Source organism: Grimontia sp. NTOU-MAR1 (assembly GCF_035758505.1).
GTDB lineage: Bacteria > Pseudomonadota > Gammaproteobacteria > Enterobacterales > Vibrionaceae > Enterovibrio > Enterovibrio marinus.
The window spans coordinates 653,722-671,540 of sequence record NZ_CP142109.1; the positions used below are offsets into that span (position 1 = coordinate 653,722).

General features: G+C 47.0%; 17 protein-coding genes. 12 read left to right on the forward strand and 5 right to left on the reverse strand.

Annotated elements, in window-relative coordinates; all coding sequences use genetic code 11:
* The first annotated feature begins 418 nt into the window (after positions 1-418).
* Complete coding sequence (locus VP504_RS20870; RefSeq protein ID WP_325895276.1) at positions 419-1,168, forward strand: phosphoglycolate phosphatase; 750 nt, start codon at positions 419-421, stop codon at positions 1,166-1,168.
* Between the two features lie 41 nt (positions 1,169-1,209).
* Here VP504_RS20870 and creD read toward each other — a convergent pair whose 3' ends face one another.
* Together creD and VP504_RS20880 are read right to left on the reverse strand one after the other, a co-directional pair.
* The gene (gene creD / locus VP504_RS20875) at positions 1,210-2,661 is read right to left on the reverse strand and encodes a cell envelope integrity protein CreD (protein WP_325895277.1); all 1,452 of its coding nucleotides are present in this window, start codon (positions 2,659-2,661) and stop codon (positions 1,210-1,212) included.
* A gap of 301 nt (positions 2,662-2,962) precedes the next feature.
* Complete coding sequence (locus VP504_RS20880; protein ID WP_325895278.1) at positions 2,963-4,687, reverse strand: choice-of-anchor Q domain-containing protein; 1,725 nt, start codon at positions 4,685-4,687, stop codon at positions 2,963-2,965.
* A gap of 500 nt (positions 4,688-5,187) precedes the next feature.
* Between VP504_RS20880 and VP504_RS20885 the strand changes: the two genes are divergently transcribed.
* The 11 genes from VP504_RS20885 to VP504_RS20935 all read left to right on the forward strand — a co-directional run bounded on the left by VP504_RS20885 (position 5,188) and on the right by VP504_RS20935 (position 15,029).
* Positions 5,188-5,634 carry a pyridoxamine 5'-phosphate oxidase family protein gene (locus VP504_RS20885; RefSeq protein ID WP_325895279.1) on the forward strand — a complete coding sequence of 149 codons (447 nt, stop codon included), beginning with the start codon at positions 5,188-5,190 and terminating at the stop codon, positions 5,632-5,634.
* A 175-nt stretch (positions 5,635-5,809) separates the two neighbouring features.
* The gene (msrB, locus tag VP504_RS20890; protein ID WP_325895280.1) at positions 5,810-6,250 is read left to right on the forward strand and encodes a peptide-methionine (R)-S-oxide reductase MsrB; all 441 of its coding nucleotides are present in this window, start codon (positions 5,810-5,812) and stop codon (positions 6,248-6,250) included.
* A 128-nt stretch (positions 6,251-6,378) separates the two neighbouring features.
* Entirely contained in the window at positions 6,379-6,882 is a 504-nt protein-coding gene (locus VP504_RS20895; RefSeq protein WP_325895281.1) for an anthrone oxygenase family protein, read from the forward strand.
* Between the two features lie 54 nt (positions 6,883-6,936).
* Entirely contained in the window at positions 6,937-7,875 is a 939-nt protein-coding gene (locus VP504_RS20900; protein WP_325895282.1) for an alpha/beta fold hydrolase, read from the forward strand.
* A 570-nt stretch (positions 7,876-8,445) separates the two neighbouring features.
* Positions 8,446-9,141, forward strand: coding sequence for a hypothetical protein (locus VP504_RS20905; RefSeq protein ID WP_325895283.1), 696 nt, complete (start codon positions 8,446-8,448; stop codon positions 9,139-9,141).
* Between the two features lie 4 nt (positions 9,142-9,145).
* Complete coding sequence (locus VP504_RS20910; RefSeq protein WP_325895284.1) at positions 9,146-9,628, forward strand: hypothetical protein; 483 nt, start codon at positions 9,146-9,148, stop codon at positions 9,626-9,628.
* 38 nt (positions 9,629-9,666) lie between these two features.
* Positions 9,667-10,980, forward strand: coding sequence for a hypothetical protein (locus VP504_RS20915; RefSeq protein ID WP_325895285.1), 1,314 nt, complete (start codon positions 9,667-9,669; stop codon positions 10,978-10,980).
* 13 nt (positions 10,981-10,993) lie between these two features.
* Positions 10,994-12,451: an OmpA family protein gene (locus tag VP504_RS20920; protein ID WP_325895286.1), complete on the forward strand. Its 1,458-nt coding sequence runs from the start codon at positions 10,994-10,996 to the stop codon at positions 12,449-12,451.
* Between the two features lie 217 nt (positions 12,452-12,668).
* Entirely contained in the window at positions 12,669-13,526 is an 858-nt protein-coding gene (locus VP504_RS20925; protein WP_325895458.1) for a DMT family transporter, read from the forward strand.
* A 365-nt stretch (positions 13,527-13,891) separates the two neighbouring features.
* Positions 13,892-14,095, forward strand: coding sequence for a hypothetical protein (locus VP504_RS20930; RefSeq protein ID WP_325895287.1), 204 nt, complete (start codon positions 13,892-13,894; stop codon positions 14,093-14,095).
* 397 nt (positions 14,096-14,492) lie between these two features.
* Positions 14,493-15,029, forward strand: a complete 537-nt coding sequence (locus tag VP504_RS20935; RefSeq protein ID WP_325895288.1) for a DUF924 family protein — start codon at positions 14,493-14,495, stop codon at positions 15,027-15,029.
* Positions 15,030-15,115: 86 nt separating this feature from the next.
* Here the strand turns inward: VP504_RS20935 and VP504_RS20940 are convergent, their stop codons facing one another.
* From VP504_RS20940 to VP504_RS20950, 3 genes are all read right to left on the reverse strand, one after another.
* Positions 15,116-15,655 carry a hypothetical protein gene (locus VP504_RS20940; RefSeq protein ID WP_325895289.1) on the reverse strand — a complete coding sequence of 180 codons (540 nt, stop codon included), beginning with the start codon at positions 15,653-15,655 and terminating at the stop codon, positions 15,116-15,118.
* A 281-nt stretch (positions 15,656-15,936) separates the two neighbouring features.
* Positions 15,937-17,160, reverse strand: a complete 1,224-nt coding sequence (locus VP504_RS20945) for an allantoate amidohydrolase (RefSeq protein ID WP_325895290.1) — start codon at positions 17,158-17,160, stop codon at positions 15,937-15,939.
* Positions 17,161-17,163: 3 nt separating this feature from the next.
* A complete protein-coding gene (locus tag VP504_RS20950) occupies positions 17,164-17,817 on the reverse strand; it encodes a DUF1028 domain-containing protein (RefSeq protein WP_325895291.1) in 654 nt (217 codons plus the stop codon).
* Positions 17,818-17,819: the final 2 nt, after the last annotated feature.

The window sequence follows — 17,819 nt, forward strand, 5'->3', positions numbered from 1 at the left end:
GATCCGTAAGTGTGGGATACAAGACCTTGTACTTCACACGCAGGAATTGTCACCTGAAATGAGATAAATTGAAAAGTTTTTATCAATTTAACTTCATTTTAAATCAGTATGATAGGTCATTGATTTGCACTGTGAGATCAAAGATCAACAACATAGACAACGTACGGGAAATTAGTCCTGTTTGCTTTTCCCACGACTCTGCTAAATTTGATATACGACGTCATTTCTTACGCACTGCTGCCTTCAGTTTGCAGGCACACGTCGTCAGGGTTAGCGAACAACAACAGTGCATTCTTGATTCTCCTCGCCTTTATTGAACTGAAAGGGCTGACACCAAAAACGCGCGCCAGTAGTGGCTCTGGCGAACTCTGGGATCTGCAGATGAGATCCTTATCATAAGAAAAACATGGAGTGACCAATGTTGCCAGCAACAGCGGTAAAAGCAGTCGTTTTTGAATTAGACGGTACCTTGGTGAATACTGCAGCAGATGTCCGCTTTGCTGCGGAAGAAATGCTCGCCGACCTTAAACTTCCCAGCCTGAATGTTGATCATGTCAGCGATTGGTTGGGGGATGGTTCAGACAAGCTTATTCACCGCATTCTTTCCCGAAAAATTGATGGCTCGGTGCCCGATCCGGTTTTCCGGCTGGGCAGCGCGCTCTTCTTAAAAGCTTATCAACGTCGTAATCATGCCAGCGCTGAACTCTATCCCGGAGTAGAAGTGTGTTTGCGCCAACTAACAAAAAAGAAAGTGCCGATGGTGGTGGTCACCAATCAGGCAACGTCATTGGCTAATGACTTACTTACCCATATGGGTATTCGCAACCACTTCAGTCTAGTACTGGGCAAAGATGCCTTGCAGGAACCAAAACCTTCACCTGATGGCTTATTGGAGGCGGCGTTGTTGCTGCAAATCAAGCCTGACCAGATCGTGATGGTTGGAGGGAGTGTTAACGATGTAAATGCCGCCAGAGCGGCCGGATGTGGTGCGGTGTGTGTTAGCTATGGCTACAACTATGGCGTAGACATCCGATACGCAGCGCCCGACGTGGTTTTGGATTCACTTGCAGATTTTTCAGCCTACCTGAAGGACGAAAAGCCGAGAGCGGTGAAGCCAAGATCGCGGTGGAACAAAACCGCCACCCACCCTACAAAAGAAAGGCGCTGAAAAAGCGCTTTTCTTTTTCTTCTCGTTTTCTGCTGAGATTGTTACTCGCCCTGCTGTTCTTTAGTCCTGCTCGCCTGCTTTCTGGTCAGGAACATCAGGGTAAGTAGTACTACAACCAGTAATCCGCTTCCCATCAACAAGGCATAGTCCTCAAGACGCAGGATGGAATAAAGCAGGATATAGAGGCCAAGCAGCATCGAGAACATGAGAAATCCAGCACGTCGGCTGCCTGTTGCGCTGCCGACATACGCGGGGATGCTGAGTATGGGCATCATGGCTGCAGCAACATAAGCCATAGTGAACCCCAAGTGCTCAGAGAGAGCCAGCAGCACCAGATAGAACAATGTCATTGCCGCACCCACCATCACGTATTGCAGCATTGAAAGGCTGTGACCCTGACTGAGCTCGAACATCAGCAACACAATAAACGTCAGCGCGACGAACAGCAGGCCATATTTGAGGGAGCGTTCGACTTTCCCATAATGGGTCATCGGCTCAAAAAGCTGGGTGTGGGACTGTGCTTCGACCAGATTTGCGCCGCGTGTTTCCTTAAAAATTTGCGGGTAGTTACGGCTGAGGTGACTGATTTCCCAGGTCGCTGAAAAGCCTGAATCTGAGATGTTTCTTTCTGTGGGCAACATGCCGCTGAAGCTGGGGTGTGGCCAATCTGTTGTGAGATTGAAGGTGGAAGTTTCGCCCAGAGGCAAAAAGCCAATACCCTGCGATCCGCGTAGGCGGATTTTAAAATCCAGTGTGAAAGGAACCGGGGTGCCAGCCAGAGTCACCGGGCGGTGAAAGCCGCGTCGAAGTGCCTCTGTGGTTACGCCAGTGCCAGACATCAGGTTGGCTTGAGGTTCCAACCCTTCACCTGTCACTTCAAACAGATCAACGCCATCAATCGCTTTATTAGCGGAAAGGCCGAACACCAGACGTGCTGAATCAAAATAGACGTGTTCTACGTTGTTGATGTTAGGAAGCTCGAAATCAAACTGGGCTTGACCTTCAATCGTACTTTGGTAAACAAGGGAGTGGTAAATGCCACGGTCACGGAAATCGTGGTTGAGCTGGGCGTTGATATCGAGGGTTTTGGGGAGGATGATCAATTCATCCTGCATCACGGTTCGTCGCTCTTTTCGTTCACCGTCGTCGTTGGTTTCTTCGGTGCTCACCACATAGCTATAGGGTAATGCTAACACTGGGCCTGCCAGCAATTGCTCGCTGCCCCAAGACTCGCCAATTTCATGGACCACATCGCGATACAAGCTCTCACGCTCCCAGGCCATGTCTTGCACCATTGCGAGTGGTGCAATAATCAGAACGCAAAGCATGGCGGCAAGCAAGCCTTTTAGAAATAATGAGTTTTTTGCTTTAAGGATGGGGGTTTCAATATTACCGCCGAAACGGGTAACACCGCCTTTGATGAGCGCAAATACGCCAAAGCCGAACACGGCAACGATGATGAGGATGACTATCCCTGCAAGGAATTCAATCATAACTAGTCCTAAGCTGTAAAAGAGGTGTCAATTGATTTGGTGAATGCCATTAAACCAAAGGAAGGCACTCATAGGAGGGCAGGTTGATGATCAATTGTGGCGAAATAAGGGCAATGCAAAGGGGGGAGGGGGAATCTTCGAAGATAAGGGAAAATAGACGCATTCGGTATTTAGAGAGGGGAAGATACCGCTTCGAGAAAAGCTAGCTTCTTCCCCAACAATCATCACAATTTAAACCTTCCTAATCAATAAGCTAGGGTGCGCATTGTGATAGGCAATATCCATCAGATAAAAAGTTCACTTAGTTAAAATTGTCTGCAGGATCTGGCAACTCTACCGCGCCAATATCTACCTCGATACCCACAATACGAGGATGTCCACGCTGGTCTGTTAACGGATTACTGGCAGCGCCTCCAACACCATGATCAACTAACGGGCTACCTGGTATTGGCATATGAGTGGGAATCGGACCACTACCATTGTAATTCAGAGGGGCTAACTGAGAAGGGCCAACCAAGGTTGCATTACAGGTTCCATCATCAATGTGTACACCGCCATTAAGCGTGACATTACTCGTGCCATCCAAATCGCAATGACCTCCCGCTAAGACCGTGTTTCTCAATACACTACCCGTAGAATTAAACGAAAATAGGGAGCCTCCATCGTTCTCCGCAAAGGTACTGTTGTCTATTTTTACCGCAGAGCTGTTATTTGCATAAAACGCCCCGCCACCAATACCAGAGTGATTTCCTGAGAGCGTGCTATTGCTTAGCTCAACAACACTCATGTCAGATTTGACTGCGCCACCATGAATATTTGCACTGTTGGCAGAGAGTGTTGTGTCAATGGCTACGATGTGCGCATTGTATTTGGCAACGATTGCCCCACCGACATTGGCGCTATTTTCTGAAAAGAAACTTCTGGTTAGATTGACGATATTTGGGAATGCTGGATCGCCCCAGGCACTCATCACGCCCCCACTTGATGCGGAGTTGCCTGAGGCCATGATCGAGTTCAGATTCACCTCACCTGAATAAAAGAAAAAGGCGCCACCTTCAACACCGGCATGGTTGTTTGAAAAGGAGCTATTTAACGCATCGAAAGCAACATTACCCTCAGTGTAAACAGCTGCAGCATAAACCCAGGCATGGTTATTTAAGAATTCACTTCGGGCAACGCTTAGCGACGCAAATTGTGATGACGCCGCTTGAATGCGAATAGCACCTCCGGTGTGAGCAATGTTGCCTTCAAAGATACTGTCTATCACGTTGGCTTCGACCCCAGGACCCGCAAAAATCGCGCCGCCATAACCGACAGTGGAGTTGCTTAAAAAACGGCTTGTGCGGATATCTATATTTGTTGGCGAGAACACGCCAAAGGCGGCGATTGCGCCACCAAAAGAAGAGCTTACCGCGGATGCACTGTTGTCCGAAAAGGTACAGTCAGCAATCTCTATCTGAGCACCTTGATGGGCATAAATAGCCCCGCCATAGTTGGCTGTATTGTTTGAAATGAGGCTGTTTGATAGGTGGACAGTGGAAGATGATTCTGCATAGACCGCCCCACCACCTCCTTGGGCAACATTGTTGAGGAGCTCACTATCAGTGGCGGTCACAACGGCCCCGGATAGGGCGGCAATGGCCCCTCCGCTTGCCCCGAAGATACTGGAAGTTGTGCCATACCCCTGTACCAACTCCAGATTTGACAGATTTAGTCTGACCCCATCTACAACAAAAATCGAATAGGCATCATCACCGCTGACAGTCATCGTGTTATTGCCTGTAGGGCCGGTGATGGTCAGGTCATCTGTAATGGTTGGTAAGTCTGCGCTTAACACTATTGTGCTGTTAGACAAATTACTGGCAAAGAGAATTTCGTCGCCTCCAATGGTCCCGGCAGTACAGCCGCCAGAAGTGCCGCCAGTGTTCGCTGCGATAATAGCATCTGCCAAACTGCATAAAGTACTGCCGCTGCCTCCGTTCGTTGAATTAACAACAATGATGGCAGCCTGAACGTTTAAAGACATTATTGCCGTGAAAATTAAGATTACCTTCAAAAGTGTGTGCATAACTTCATCTCCAGTGGTTATGAAATAAGGAAGATAACTTTCGGTTACCCAGTGATTAGAAACCGTAATCAACCATGATGTTTGCGTTGTGGTTGTCAGGCTATTAATCAGTCTGGCGAATATTATTAAACCAAAGGAAGTCACTCACAGGAGGGCAGACTGCTGATCAATTGTGGCGAAAAAAGGGCAATGATGTATAAAAAGATCAACAATTTGGATGGAGCAATGTTGCTACTTTGAAGCTCGCTCAGCATTACACAAGCATTTCTCAATAATAAAATTCTTGATGAATATAACTTGCTATCTTGCCGAATGGAGGGTCTGATTATGATTAACATTGGAACCGTCAACTTATAAAAATTGGATCTGTCTATAAAGCCGTCTGTCACTACACTTCAGGATACTGTTATTTTCCATTATCGATTAGAGGAATGAAGTCAGTGGAGTTGGAGGCTTAAATGAATATCAAGGAGTATGCTGACAAAAGTGTGCTTTGTTGGCTGGCCACAGTAGATGCGGATTTGATGCCTAATGTTTCTCCTAAAGAGATTTTCATTGCACTAGGTGATAACAAATTACTCATTGCTAATGTCGCCTCACCCATCAGTGAAAAGAACATTCGGGCGAATAACAAAGTATGTGTTTCCTTTATTGAAGTCTTCGAGCAGCGTGGGTTCAAGGTAAAGGGAATGGTCAGAGTGATTGATGCTAAAAGCCCAGAATGGACGGGGTATCTGGCTGAACTTCGGAAGCTGGCAGACGAGCGTTACCCAATAAAAAACATCTTTGAAGTGAACATCGAATCCAGCGTCTCAATCATCGCTCCCAGCTACTTTCTGTTCTCGGAAACAACCCCTGAGAGCCAAGTCGAAGGTGCACTTTCAGCATACAAGGTATCGAGATAAACACGACCTTCCCTTAGGTTCTAAAGAAGAGACGATATTGGGAAAAGTGAACCCAAGCAATCATGGGGATCACTCAGCGAATCAACCTATTTCATTTTTTGTTGGAAGGTTGCCAAAAATATACACATTCTGGTAACTAGGTTTTTGAGGCATTACTAAACCATTGGATACTGAAATGACGACATACTCTAAAGATCAGGACGTGATAGACAAGCTCACAGAGGAGCAGTATCGCGTGACGCAGGAGAACGGCACGGAGCGCCCGTTTTCAGGAGAGTACAACCGCCATTTTGAATCGGGCATTTATGTCGATATTGTTTCTGGTGAGCCGTTGTTTTCCTCCACTGCCAAGTTCAGTTCTGGTTGCGGGTGGCCTTCCTTTTCCAAACCTATCCTTAAAGAGCATGTGACAGAACACTTCGATACCAGCCATGGCATGCGCCGTGTTGAAGTTCGCTCTAAGCACGGTGACAGCCACTTGGGACATGTATTCACGGATGGCCCCAAGGATCAGGGTGGGTTGCGCTACTGCATCAACTCAGCATCCCTACGCTTTATTCCCAAAGAGGAAATGGAAGCTGAAGGCTACGAAGACTATTTAGACCAAGTCGAGTAACACCCCTCCTAAATCGGTGTGGATTATCCTGACTATCGTTGGTTTTTGCGGGTATCTCGATATAAACGTTGTACATTGCCACTTACTATGACTGAGGAACACAACTATAAATTGACCTTGAGGCAGGGATGACCACACCGTTTTTATTTCAACTTTCTCTCTTTTTCGCAACCTTGCTTTGCGCCCTCGTTGCCGGTTTGGTACTCGGATTTGCGGTGGTGGTTATGCCTGGAATCCGTCGGCTGGAAGACAGAGCGTTCTTGCATGCTTTCAAGGTGATGGACGGCGTGATTCAAAACAACCAACCCTTGTTTATGTTCGTATGGGGCGGCTCTATTTTGGCGGTTGTGGCGACACTGGCTTTAGGAATAGTAAGTACGTCGGGATTAAGCCAGATGTTGCTTTTGGCGGCCACACTCTTATACCTGCTTGGTGTTCAACTGCCTACCATCCGTTTCAACATACCTCTCAACAACCAGATTCAACGCCTAAATCTGGACACAATGGGCGCAAACGAACTACGCGACGCAAGGGAGGCTTTTGAACCCAACTGGAATCGTTGGAATCAGTTCAGGACACTTGTTTCTTGCATATCGGTTGGCTTGATGCTGGCCCTCATTTTCAGGCTTTAAATAAGATCGGGATGGAAATACCGGTCTGCCACTCTCTACAGGGAAGGGTTCACCATGCTTTATTCCATCGGAATACTGATACTGATACTGATTGGGATTGTCGCTTACCGAATGACCCCACCGGAAAAGCTGTTCGAACTTGGTATTTCTGCTGAGCGAAGAATATCGGGTTTGACCTTAAAGACATCGGATATCGTAGAAGGCGAAATTGCCTATCTGGAAGGTGGATCGGGTAAGCCACTTCTGTTGCTTCACGGCTTCGGTGCCGACAAAGACAACTGGGTGAGAATGGCGAAGCATCTCACTGGCAAGTACAGGGTAATTGCGCCGGACCTGCCGGGGTTTGGAGAAAGCTTCAAACAGCCTGACTTAAATTACGATGTGCCTGCTCAGGTGGTGCGCCTTAAAGCATTTGCAGAGTCTATTGGCTTGTCGAAGTTTCACATTGGCGGTAATTCTATGGGAGGCTACATTGCGGGGAATTACGCGGTGGAGCACCCTGATCAAGTGTTAAGTTTGTGGCTTCTTAACCCACTAGGCGTGGCCACCTCGCCAGACAGCGAGATGTTTGCCATGTTACGCCAGCAAGAACGTCCCACTGTATTGGTAGGCGATGCCGAGCAATACAGAGAACTTTTGGCGTTTGCATTTCATAAGCCACCATTCATCCCTGGGGTGATGGTCAAAGAACTCGCTAAACGGTCAGAAGCCAGCTTTCCGCTGAATAGCCAAATCTTCCAACAGATCCACCACCTCTGTGACGGGCAAGTCCATTTCACTGTGCCACTGGATACCGTGCTCAAAGACTTCGACAAACCCACGCTTATTACCTGGGGAGACAAGGACCGTGTCCTGCACGTTGCCGGTGCTGATATCCTTGGCAAATTAGTCCCTCAGTCGGAAGTGCAAGTAATGAAGGATATGGGGCATCTTCCGATGATTGAAGCACCTTCCCAAACGGCGAAGCAATTCCTTCAATTTGACCAAGCGTAAAGCAAGGTAAAGCTAAGTAAAGCGCCTTCTTTTTTCTGAAAAAATCACCATACTTGCGCGTATTGTTGAGCATGAATAAGAAGGAATAACTCAATGAAAAAATTAGCGATTGCTGCCCTGGTTTAATGGTTGAGATATGCCAGCCCCTTCGTTGTTTGGCTGAAAGAACAGGCATCGTGATCACTTTTGACTGCAAGTCTACGGAGGGGAGGGCACGCTTTCTAAGTAGGTGTGGTGATGTCGGCAATAAGTGATGCTTGTTAGACGATGCTCAATATGCAAATTCTCTTCTTCACTTAAATATCCATGATCTCAATGGTCAGAGGATAGTATTCATCCTATGCGAATCTCAGCGCTTCTTTCGGCAGCTTGCTGATTACACTGGCATGTAATACAACAAGAAAAACAGACGCCATCGTTGCAAGAGGTATTAAGGAGTTGCCTGACGAGAGGGTTGATTTGGTTTTTATTGTTTTGTGACGAGTCCAATAATTAAAACAATGGATATATCGACGTTGAGTGGGGAGGAGATTATCGTTTCATCTTGGCTTGCCAGCTGCAGGGACGTGGATGGAAACGCAATACAGCGACCTTTACTGGGGCGCACGTTATCACCTCAAACAAGATCCCGATGGAAATTTTTACCTGATTGGGATGCAACAGAAAATTTGGCAGGTATTTGGCTTTATTGCGCTGGTACCAATGAGCGCATCAATCGTCATGGCGTTTGTCTCCTGGATGGAAGGCGATAATCAGATGTACTTCTTTCTGATTGCGGCAGCCTTTCTTTTGCTTATTTCTCTTATTCTGATGCGTCGTACTGAGCGTTTTGTTTTCAGCAGTGATCGCGTTTCTCATCTTCTGGGATGGGGAAAAGCACCCCCTGAAAAAGCCTCTTGGTCTATCCATGATTGCAATGTCAAGGTGACGCCGATCGTTCAACATAAGTCTGGTTGTTGGTTGCAGTTGAATGCGAACGGGCACTCCATGACCAGAAACAGCATAGGTAAGTTTGATCAAACGGCGGAAATGGCGCTTTTCCTTTCACACCAAACAGGTATAGAGGCTATCGATAATGTGACTGCTTGGCCTGAAAGTCGGTCATTAGAAATAACATTATCGGGCAAACTTCGACACGTCAAACCATTGAGGGTAGAAGGGGCTGAGTATCAGGTTGAGGGCTCGATATGGCGACTGCTTTGGGTGTTCCCATTCACATTAACCCTTGGCGCGTTGCTGTTTGTGTTCAATTGGATTCAGGGGTGAAGCCATGGTGAATGCAACTCATGAGACAACAAACAGCGTTCGAAAACTTCATCTGGGCGGTGGTGGTTTGCTGAGGTTTTTCGGTGTTCTGTTCTTTGTGATGGCAGGGCTTTTGATTTGGTATCGCACCGTGGATTCGCTGCAATCAATACTCACATGGGCAATGTGGTCTGGTTTTGCCTGGCACATGATGTTTCTCGACCACCATATACAAATAGATCTTCGTAGAGGGACCTTGACCCGGCAAATTACCAGCCTTTATCCCATCTATCGACTAAAGGCAAACCTCCACACTATCAGCGGATTTTCTGTGGCAAGAAGTCTTCGCTCCCGTGACAGTCACGGTGGGAAACTGCATGAGCTGGTCATGCTTTTTGATACCGGAGAAAGAGTAAAACTGATGTCTGGCGGCCAAACCAAATTGATTGATCAAGGTAAGAAGATTGCCGAAATGTGCAACAAGCCTTTTATGGTAGATGCCCAGTGAACGCTCGCGTCGTTTAGGCAGTTAGAAAGGAAATGAGTATGTTGAATTCCAGGTGCCAAGCAGTCAGTGAGGCAAGTCAATTGGCAACCCTGTTCTTTGTCTCCATGCTGTCTTTGCCCTCCGTGGCATACGGGCAGATTGAGCACAACATTCAATTGGTGGAAGATCTGCAAAGAAAGACAGCATCCTTGATGGAAGAAAGTCAGCAAAACGGCGAGGCTTACCAAGAAGTTGTCGCAGCCATGACAGATGTGCTTGAAAAGACGGAAAGCCCTTTAACAGCAGTTCGTAGTGGTGACCTTGGTCGTTTAGCTTCACTGGCTCGGAGTAACGCTTCTCTGGGGAATGCTTATGTTACTGAGTACAAAGCTTTCCTTGATAAAGTAGATAAGAGCTCAACCTGCTACAGACCGGATTTGGTGTCGGAATACCGACAAAGCATCACCGAGCTTAATGACTTTGCCGATGCGATTCCCTCCTTAAAAGCTGCCGCGAATACTGACATGGCAGCATCAGATGTGATGATGGCGTTGAACATGAATGCCATGTTAATGGCCACAGTTCCCTCAACCTTCATGGCCCATAACCTTTGTGTGGTAGGGGATGCTGAACCTATCCTGCAGCAGTTTAATGAAGTGGAAGAAGACATTGTTAAGGCGCTGGTCGGGCAGGCCATTCTTGCTGAAGACCCAGATTTCGATTTACCGCCTGAAATGCTTGATGATGAGTTTGCTGGTGAATTTTTTACGAATGCTGACAGCTATCCTGAAGACGACTTCTTAGAAGACGGCTATTCCCAAGATGGGTATGAGGAAACGTTGTCAACGCTGATCAGTGAGTTGGTTTTCGCCGATCCTCAAATCGAAAAATGTCTAAAACAGTCTGCGGATATGGATCAAGCAGAACGCGTCAATGATCTGTCTACTGTCATTTGTGAACTGCCAAAAGCCGCTAAGATCCGTCTTAATGATTTGGCGCAGTTCCCATACCTCAACGATGTCATGCTCAGTGGTGGGGAGATTGAGTCCCTCTCGCCACTTAACAGTGCTGAGTCTCTTTCTCAAATTCTGATCGATCGCAGCACCATCCATAGCTTCGGCGATCTTTCCAATGTTTCGGCGACTTCCGTATTTTCAAACGTGAACTCTGGAGACTGGGGTTCGCTAACTCAATCAGGTATGGACTACATAGTGATTGAACAGCCTGGTGATTGCGGCCAATTGGCACCCCTTATGGGGTCGGGTGCAGTTATCGCCAAGTTTGCTGGGGATGATGCACCTAACTTGACCTATGAAGACGTGAAATCGTCCAAAGTCGTGGTTACCGACTGTCGTAAAGACAGTGTGTTTTGAAGAGGGATAAGCAATGAAGTTGTGGCTAGGGAAAGTAAAAATAAAATTCGCATTAGGTTTTGCGTTTGCGACATTGCTGGTAACCACTGCATCGGCTGGAGAGCTGTTTAGTGCGCCGCCGGAAAGTGAACTTAAAGAAAGAACAGTTCAACATTACACCAAGTTTCCTCTGGTTATCGCGCTTGAAAAGGGAAAGCTCATTGTGCAGAAGCAAGGTGGACGGTTAACCCGGTTGGGCTACACGCTTCAGCCCAAGCATGAGCCTTTCCACCTGAAAAATAACTATAAAGCACAAATTGAAGCGTTGGGCGGAGAAATCCTGTTTGAGTGTGAAGAAAAGGCCTGTGGCAGGGTAAAGAATTTGTATCAGTTGTTAGAGCCAAACGACACCATTTCCAAGACAGCCCCCGCTTTTCTGGTGGCAAAGCTGAGCGATGACACCAAACCGATATACCTCTCCGTGATCAGTGCAACGCAAAAGCAGCATACCAGTTTGCAAGTCGATGTGCTTGAAGTGATTGAAGAGCCACTCGATTTGATATCGGTGGATAGGGCCTATCTGAGTGCGCCCGCAGAAGTGCTGACCTTTGAGGATAAATCCGGTAAAGACAGACAAGGTAGCAAAGATCATCCAATGGTGCAGAGACTTCCGGGTGCCTGGATCGTCGAGTATACCCAGCTTGGATTTGGGAGAAGTAAAGTGCTAACGGCAGTCACAGAAAAGCGAGAGCACCAGATTGTAGCCTTAGATGGAAAAATCACAGATATTGGGTACAAACTGCCAAGGCAGTATTCAGAATACGAAGTGTTTGCCAACTACCAATCAGCGTTAAGCAAACTGGGTTTTGTTTCTCAATTTCGTTGTGAGGGAAAGGAGTGTGGTGATGAAGACAAGCTTCATGAGGAATTGAACACGCTTGTTCATCTTGGTTTTGAAGAAAACCAATTTTACGGCTTGTATAAGCTTGAACGTCCGGAAGGCAATGTTTATGCAATGGTCTACGTGATCGGTTTTTCCGGTGGCCTTTGGGGAGAATTGAGAGTTATCGAGGAAACTGAACTTAAAGATGACCGTTTAGTTATCGACCTCGAAGGATTAACAGACAAGATTGCACAGACGGGGCATGTGGCGTTGGATGGCTTGCTGTTTGAGTTCGACAGCGATCAGATGTTACCAGAGTCGAAAGCGGTGATTAATACACTGGCGACCTATCTGAAAGCACATTCAGACTGGAAATTTTATGTGGTGGGCCATACCGATGACAAAGGCAGCGAATCCTACAACCAAAAGCTTGCTGATAAGCGGGCAAAGTCTGTGGTGAAAGCGCTGACCAGCGAATATCAAATCCCCAAAAGACAGTTGGTAGCAAAAGGGGTAGGTGAGTATGCGCCCGTTGCTAATAACTTCAATGAAGATGGGCAGAAGCAAAACCGCCGGGTTGAACTGGTATTAAGGTCCGACACGAAATAGCTCGTCCTCAATGTTCGAGTTGGCGGGATGCAAACACCCGCTAATTCGAACGGTTTCTTTGCGAATGGAATGGTCGCTCACAAAACTCAGGCATTCGCTAAGTCTCAATAAAACATATTGTTATAGTTGAGCGCTACTGAGACAGCCGTTCTCTGTATCACAAGCCGCAACAAGGCCTCCTATCTAACCTATCAGTCAGCACGTGGAGTTTACCGCTATCGTTAAAGCAATTTTATGGATGTCTGGGACGCTCTTATCTTTTTGTTTAATGGCGGTTGGAGCAAGAGAACTCAGCGGAGAAATTCATACTTCACAAGTGATGCTGTTCAGGAGTGTGCTTGGCCTCTTGGTTATTTGCTCCATTCTATTGATCACCCAAAACAACCGTGGTTTTCTCACCAAGCGGATCGGCTTGCATGGCCTACGAAATACGTTTCACTTTGCCGGGCAATACGGATGGTTACTGGGAATTACTGTCCTGCCCCTCGCGGAAGTTTTTGCTCTGGAGTTTACCGTTCCACTTTGGACAGCCATGATTGCGTGGTTATTTTTAGGTGAATCCATTACTGCTCGAAAACTCGCCGCCATTGGATTGGGGCTGGCTGGTGTGTTAGTCATATTGAAACCCAGTGTTGAAGTCTTTAATTGGTATTCACTGATCGTGCTGGCAGCCGCTTTTTGTTATGCCATCTCACATGCTTCTACCAAGTCACTTTCAAACACTGAAAGCCCGCTGACCATCCTATTTTTTATGTGCCTCATTCAGCTGCCTATAGGTTTTGTGTTTGCTTTGAGCGATTGGTCCACGCCAGCTGGGATGCAATGGATTTGGTTAATGATTGTTGGATTAACCGCGCTGAGCGCGCATTTCTGCATGACAAAAGCGATGCAATACGCGGAGGTTAGCACGGTGGTGATTCTGGATTTCCTGAGATTACCAGCGATTGGCATGGTGGGTGCGTTAGCTTATGGAGAGAGTGTCGAAGTTTCTTTGTTTGTGGGTGCGTTAATCATGTTGTTTGGTAACTTACTTATGATGCTCAAAGAGGTAAGCAGAAAATATGAGGCGGTTTAAGCGTTATCGTCCCAGTAGCTGACTAAAACTTGTACAAGGTAACATTGAACGCCTGTCTAATCTTAGTTGGGTGGAAAGTATTAACCTTATGATATTCATAACTTTTATAAATAAAACAAAGAAATACCTATCTATTCGCTCAGCAACCTGTATAGTCTGGCGAGCTCTGGAGTCAGAGCTATAAATGAAAAATTTAGTTCAAGTATTTTCTCAGTCTCCATTCGATTCATTTCGTCTTCAGTGAATTCTTCTTCTTAATCGCCCATTTAGTAGCTTTACTCTGCGAGTCTATCTTCCGACGTTCAAAGTGAATATCCCACGTTGAGACATAGATGTTTCAGGGATTTCAAAAAAGGAACCTAGCAATGAGAAAGAAAAGAGCAAACCTTCAGAAACAGGCTTGGAAAAACGGCCATGAAGCCAGATTTGAACAGATGGTAAGTGAATACCACAAAGAAAAAGCCGTGCTGGAAGCAATGGCTGCGGGCTCTGAAGAATATGACAAGCAAAAAAAATTGTGCGAAAAACTGTTTGCTAACGCTGAGCGCTTCTTCAAACAGCACCAGTAATCTGATATTCCGCAACGGATGCAGACATCCGCAACTGTGTGTTTGCGTCGGTGGTAAGCCCGGCAGGATTCGGGCTTAAACTTTTCTTCTGCGTCATTTCTTCGATACTACGGCTTTCCACTTCCTATAACGTCAAACATTTCACTGGGTGATATCTCGAATATTGGCATAGGTAAGTGCTAATAAACCGCATAGGTACGTTTACGCTTTCCCCTTTAACATCAGGCTCGTTATCTGGTTTGGAAGAATCGTTTTCATTCCGCATACTTGCATTTAAAGTTGGTGTTGGAACTAAACGTCAAATTATCTGAGTGGCGAGACAGTTATGCTCAATATTGTGCGGTATAACCTATCAAGCTATAAATCATAGAAGTTTTTAAAGCGGGGAGTGAGACCGATGTATAGTGACGTGCTGACATTTTGGTTTGAGGAACTTACGCCAAAGCAATATTTTGCTAAAGATGAGCAGTTGGATCGTACTATTGAATCACGCTTTGGGGAGTTACTTAATCAAGCTTCTGTGTCCGAGTGTTTTAATTGGCGAAGAGAGCCAGAAGGAAGATTGGCGGAAATCATCGTACTCGATCAGTTTTCCCGTAATGTCTACCGAGATACATGGCGTGCTTTTGCCCAAGACCCCCTTGCTTTAGCGCTTGCTCAGGAAGCGGTTTTTTTGGGAGCTGACAGGGAATTGCCGCCAATCCAGCGCGGCTTCCTGTATATGCCTTACATGCACAGTGAATCAAAGATTGTGCACGAAGAAGCGCTGCGTTTGTTTGACCAGCAGGGACTGGAAAACAACTATGAGTTTGAATTACGGCACAAAGAAATCATTGATCGTTTTGGGCGTTATCCGCACCGGAATGAGATTTTGGGTAGGGACAGCACTCCGGAGGAAATTGAGTTTCTGAAACAGCCGGGTTCGAGTTTCTGATCTATCCCTAAACAACCTGAATCATGGATCTTCAGGTCGTTTGGGATGAAAGGACGACTGTGTTGCAGAACCCTCCAAGACTTATTTCAGCAGTTTATCGAAAAATACAAGACGTCAAAGGTTGTCGTTAGTGAAAACTTGAACACCATACGTTCTGAAGGGCTGCCTTTTATCGTTATCGCGCCAGGGGCCAACTCAAGTTCTATGACTTGCTCGAAGGGAGCATTAGGCAGCAAAAAGGTTCGTGATAGCCAGATGCCGCCGTCTGATTGATGTCGGAAGGCGTCTTTAGTCTTCAGCTTTTCACGATTTTCAGGCTGGATAAGGTGTACTTTAGTGGTGTCAAAGAAGATGTCATTGATGTCGATAAACGGTTTATCAACAAAGGCAGAAACGCTTATGGTCACGCCATTTCTGCCATCCTGACTGGCTTTGACTTTTACACTGTAGTCATCGAAAGACTGCTTTAGCGCATCCTGGTTTGTGCGCAGGTATCCACAACTTTGCGAAGCAACAGCCTCGCCAAAACTGTCCTCTGGTTTGTAATAAGTTCTGTCCGTTGGAATTACGCAGCCAGAAAGACCAATCGCTACGGCGCCGGTCAGCAGAATGGTTTTAAGTTTCATCACTATTCACCCTTTGTTACAAGAGTGCGTCATTCTAATCACGATAAAGCGAGGTTCAATTTCGTATTGATAAGTCGCATATTTTGATACTAAAAGGATCAATTTATGGACTTTGTCTTTTCAAAATTTCTTTGTAGATAGGCAATGATGATGGATAAGGCGGGCGCCTTAATGGCTACATAAAACGAAGCGGGTGTCCGAAAGCGTGGTAGCGTCGCTTTCAGAACATCCGTTGAAATGCATTTCAATTGTGTGATGAGAGTATTCTCTGGATTAATGAGTTAACACTGTAAATCGCCCAGCAACTCAATTAAGGCTTCGATGGCCAAACCCATATCTTCGTCGCTGGCGTACTCTGCCGGATTGTGGCTAATTCCTTTTTTACAGCGGACAAATAGCATAGCCACGCGGGTGAGGTCAGCCATCGCGGAAGCATCATGTGTTGCACCGGAGGGGAGTTGATAAACCGGGTTATTGCTGGCAGCGATCGCTCTGGCTATTGCCAATTGCAGTGAGTGGTCACAGTGGGTGGCGGTTTGGCTGTAGGTTTTACTGATTTCGCAGCCAAGCCCACGAAGTTGAGCGGTTTCCTTGGCAAAAGTCTGAAGCTTGTCACCTGCCTTTTCCCGCACTTCATCATTTGGAGAGCGAAGTTCAATCATCATTGAAACTCTCCCCGGCACGGCATTGGGAACATTGGGGGTAACATCCAGTTGTCCTACAGTGGCGAGCAGATCCGGAAGTTTAATCGCAAGCTTTTCCGCCTCTATAGTTATTATAGCCGCGGCTGCAAGCGCATCTTTGCGAAGGTGCATAGGCACAGTGCCTGCGTGGGCTGCTTGGCCTGTGAAAGTCAGTTGATGCCTTTCAATGCCGCTTATCGCAGAAACGACACCAAGAGGCAGGCCTTCATGCTCGAGTACAGGGCCTTGCTCAATATGGGTTTCGATAAAACCGAGAATATCGCCAGGATTGCGTTTTAACTGACTAATCTTTTCCGGCTGAAGCCCAAAGTTTAAAAGTGCTGAGCGCAGAGTGATGCCATCTTTATCTTTTCTGTCGATAACGCTTTCATCAAGGGTACCGGCCAGAGCGCGTGGACCAACCAACGCAGTAGGAAAACGTACGCCTTCTTCATCAGCAAACGCCAGTACCTCAACGGAGAACGGTAGCTTTACTCCCTGTCGGTTCAAATAATCTAAGGCAATTACAGGTAGTACAATTCCCATGATCCCGTCATAGGCACCGCCTTGTTTGACGCTGTCCTGATGGCTTCCCATTAACAGGGTCTTTGTGTTGTTACCTGCATCATATCGGCCGATCAATGTGCCGGCGTCGTCTATGCGAACACTGAGACCAGCTTCTTCCATCCAGGTAGTCAGTAGAGCATTGGCACGTTTGTGTTCCAGTGTAAATGGAAACCGGGTAACGCCTGTCTCTGATATCGAGCATTCGGCGAGCTGTTTTAAGTATTCTTGGGCTCTTTGGCCTAAATGGTGAGTCATTGGTTAACGCTCCGGATGTTCTGATGTCGGCAAGGTTTCCCTCCATGCCTGGTAGTCGGGATCGCAATGCTTTTCGTACAAGGTACGCAGAGCAAGTAGCGGTGAGTCGTGGTAATCGATACGAAGGGTGACAGGTGGGGAGTCGGGTCTGTATACCAGTAGAGCAGCGGATAACAAGCCACGATGATCGCCACCCGCTCGCTCTGCAGCAAAGAGTGCTGCGATTAACTTTTCTTCAAAACCCATCTTGTTGTTTCTGAAGGTCGATACCATGGCTTCTAGCACCTTGGTATCGGAAAGCAGGTTTCCGCACACCACAATATCGTCTTCTATCAAGCTGCCATGAGCCAGTCCGTTCTGACTGCCGGTATGAACCGCGCCGTTCCCATGAAGATCCAACGCTGCGAGTTGCCGGTAAGCAGCGCCGACATCAGCGCTGGTGATTGCATTGACTGCAGAAGACGCACTGGATCCTGCTGCCATCCGTGACAATACATCCTGTCCCCATAGAGTGCTGGGCTTGGCGCCCTGAGAAGCGGACATGCCCGCGCGTAAATCCCCCCTGATCACCCAGCCACCTACGCAGAGTGCCCCAGTGGCTGCCGCAGCGCCAATCGCGCCGGATTCCGGATCTCGTGCCAATATTGAATAAGTCATAG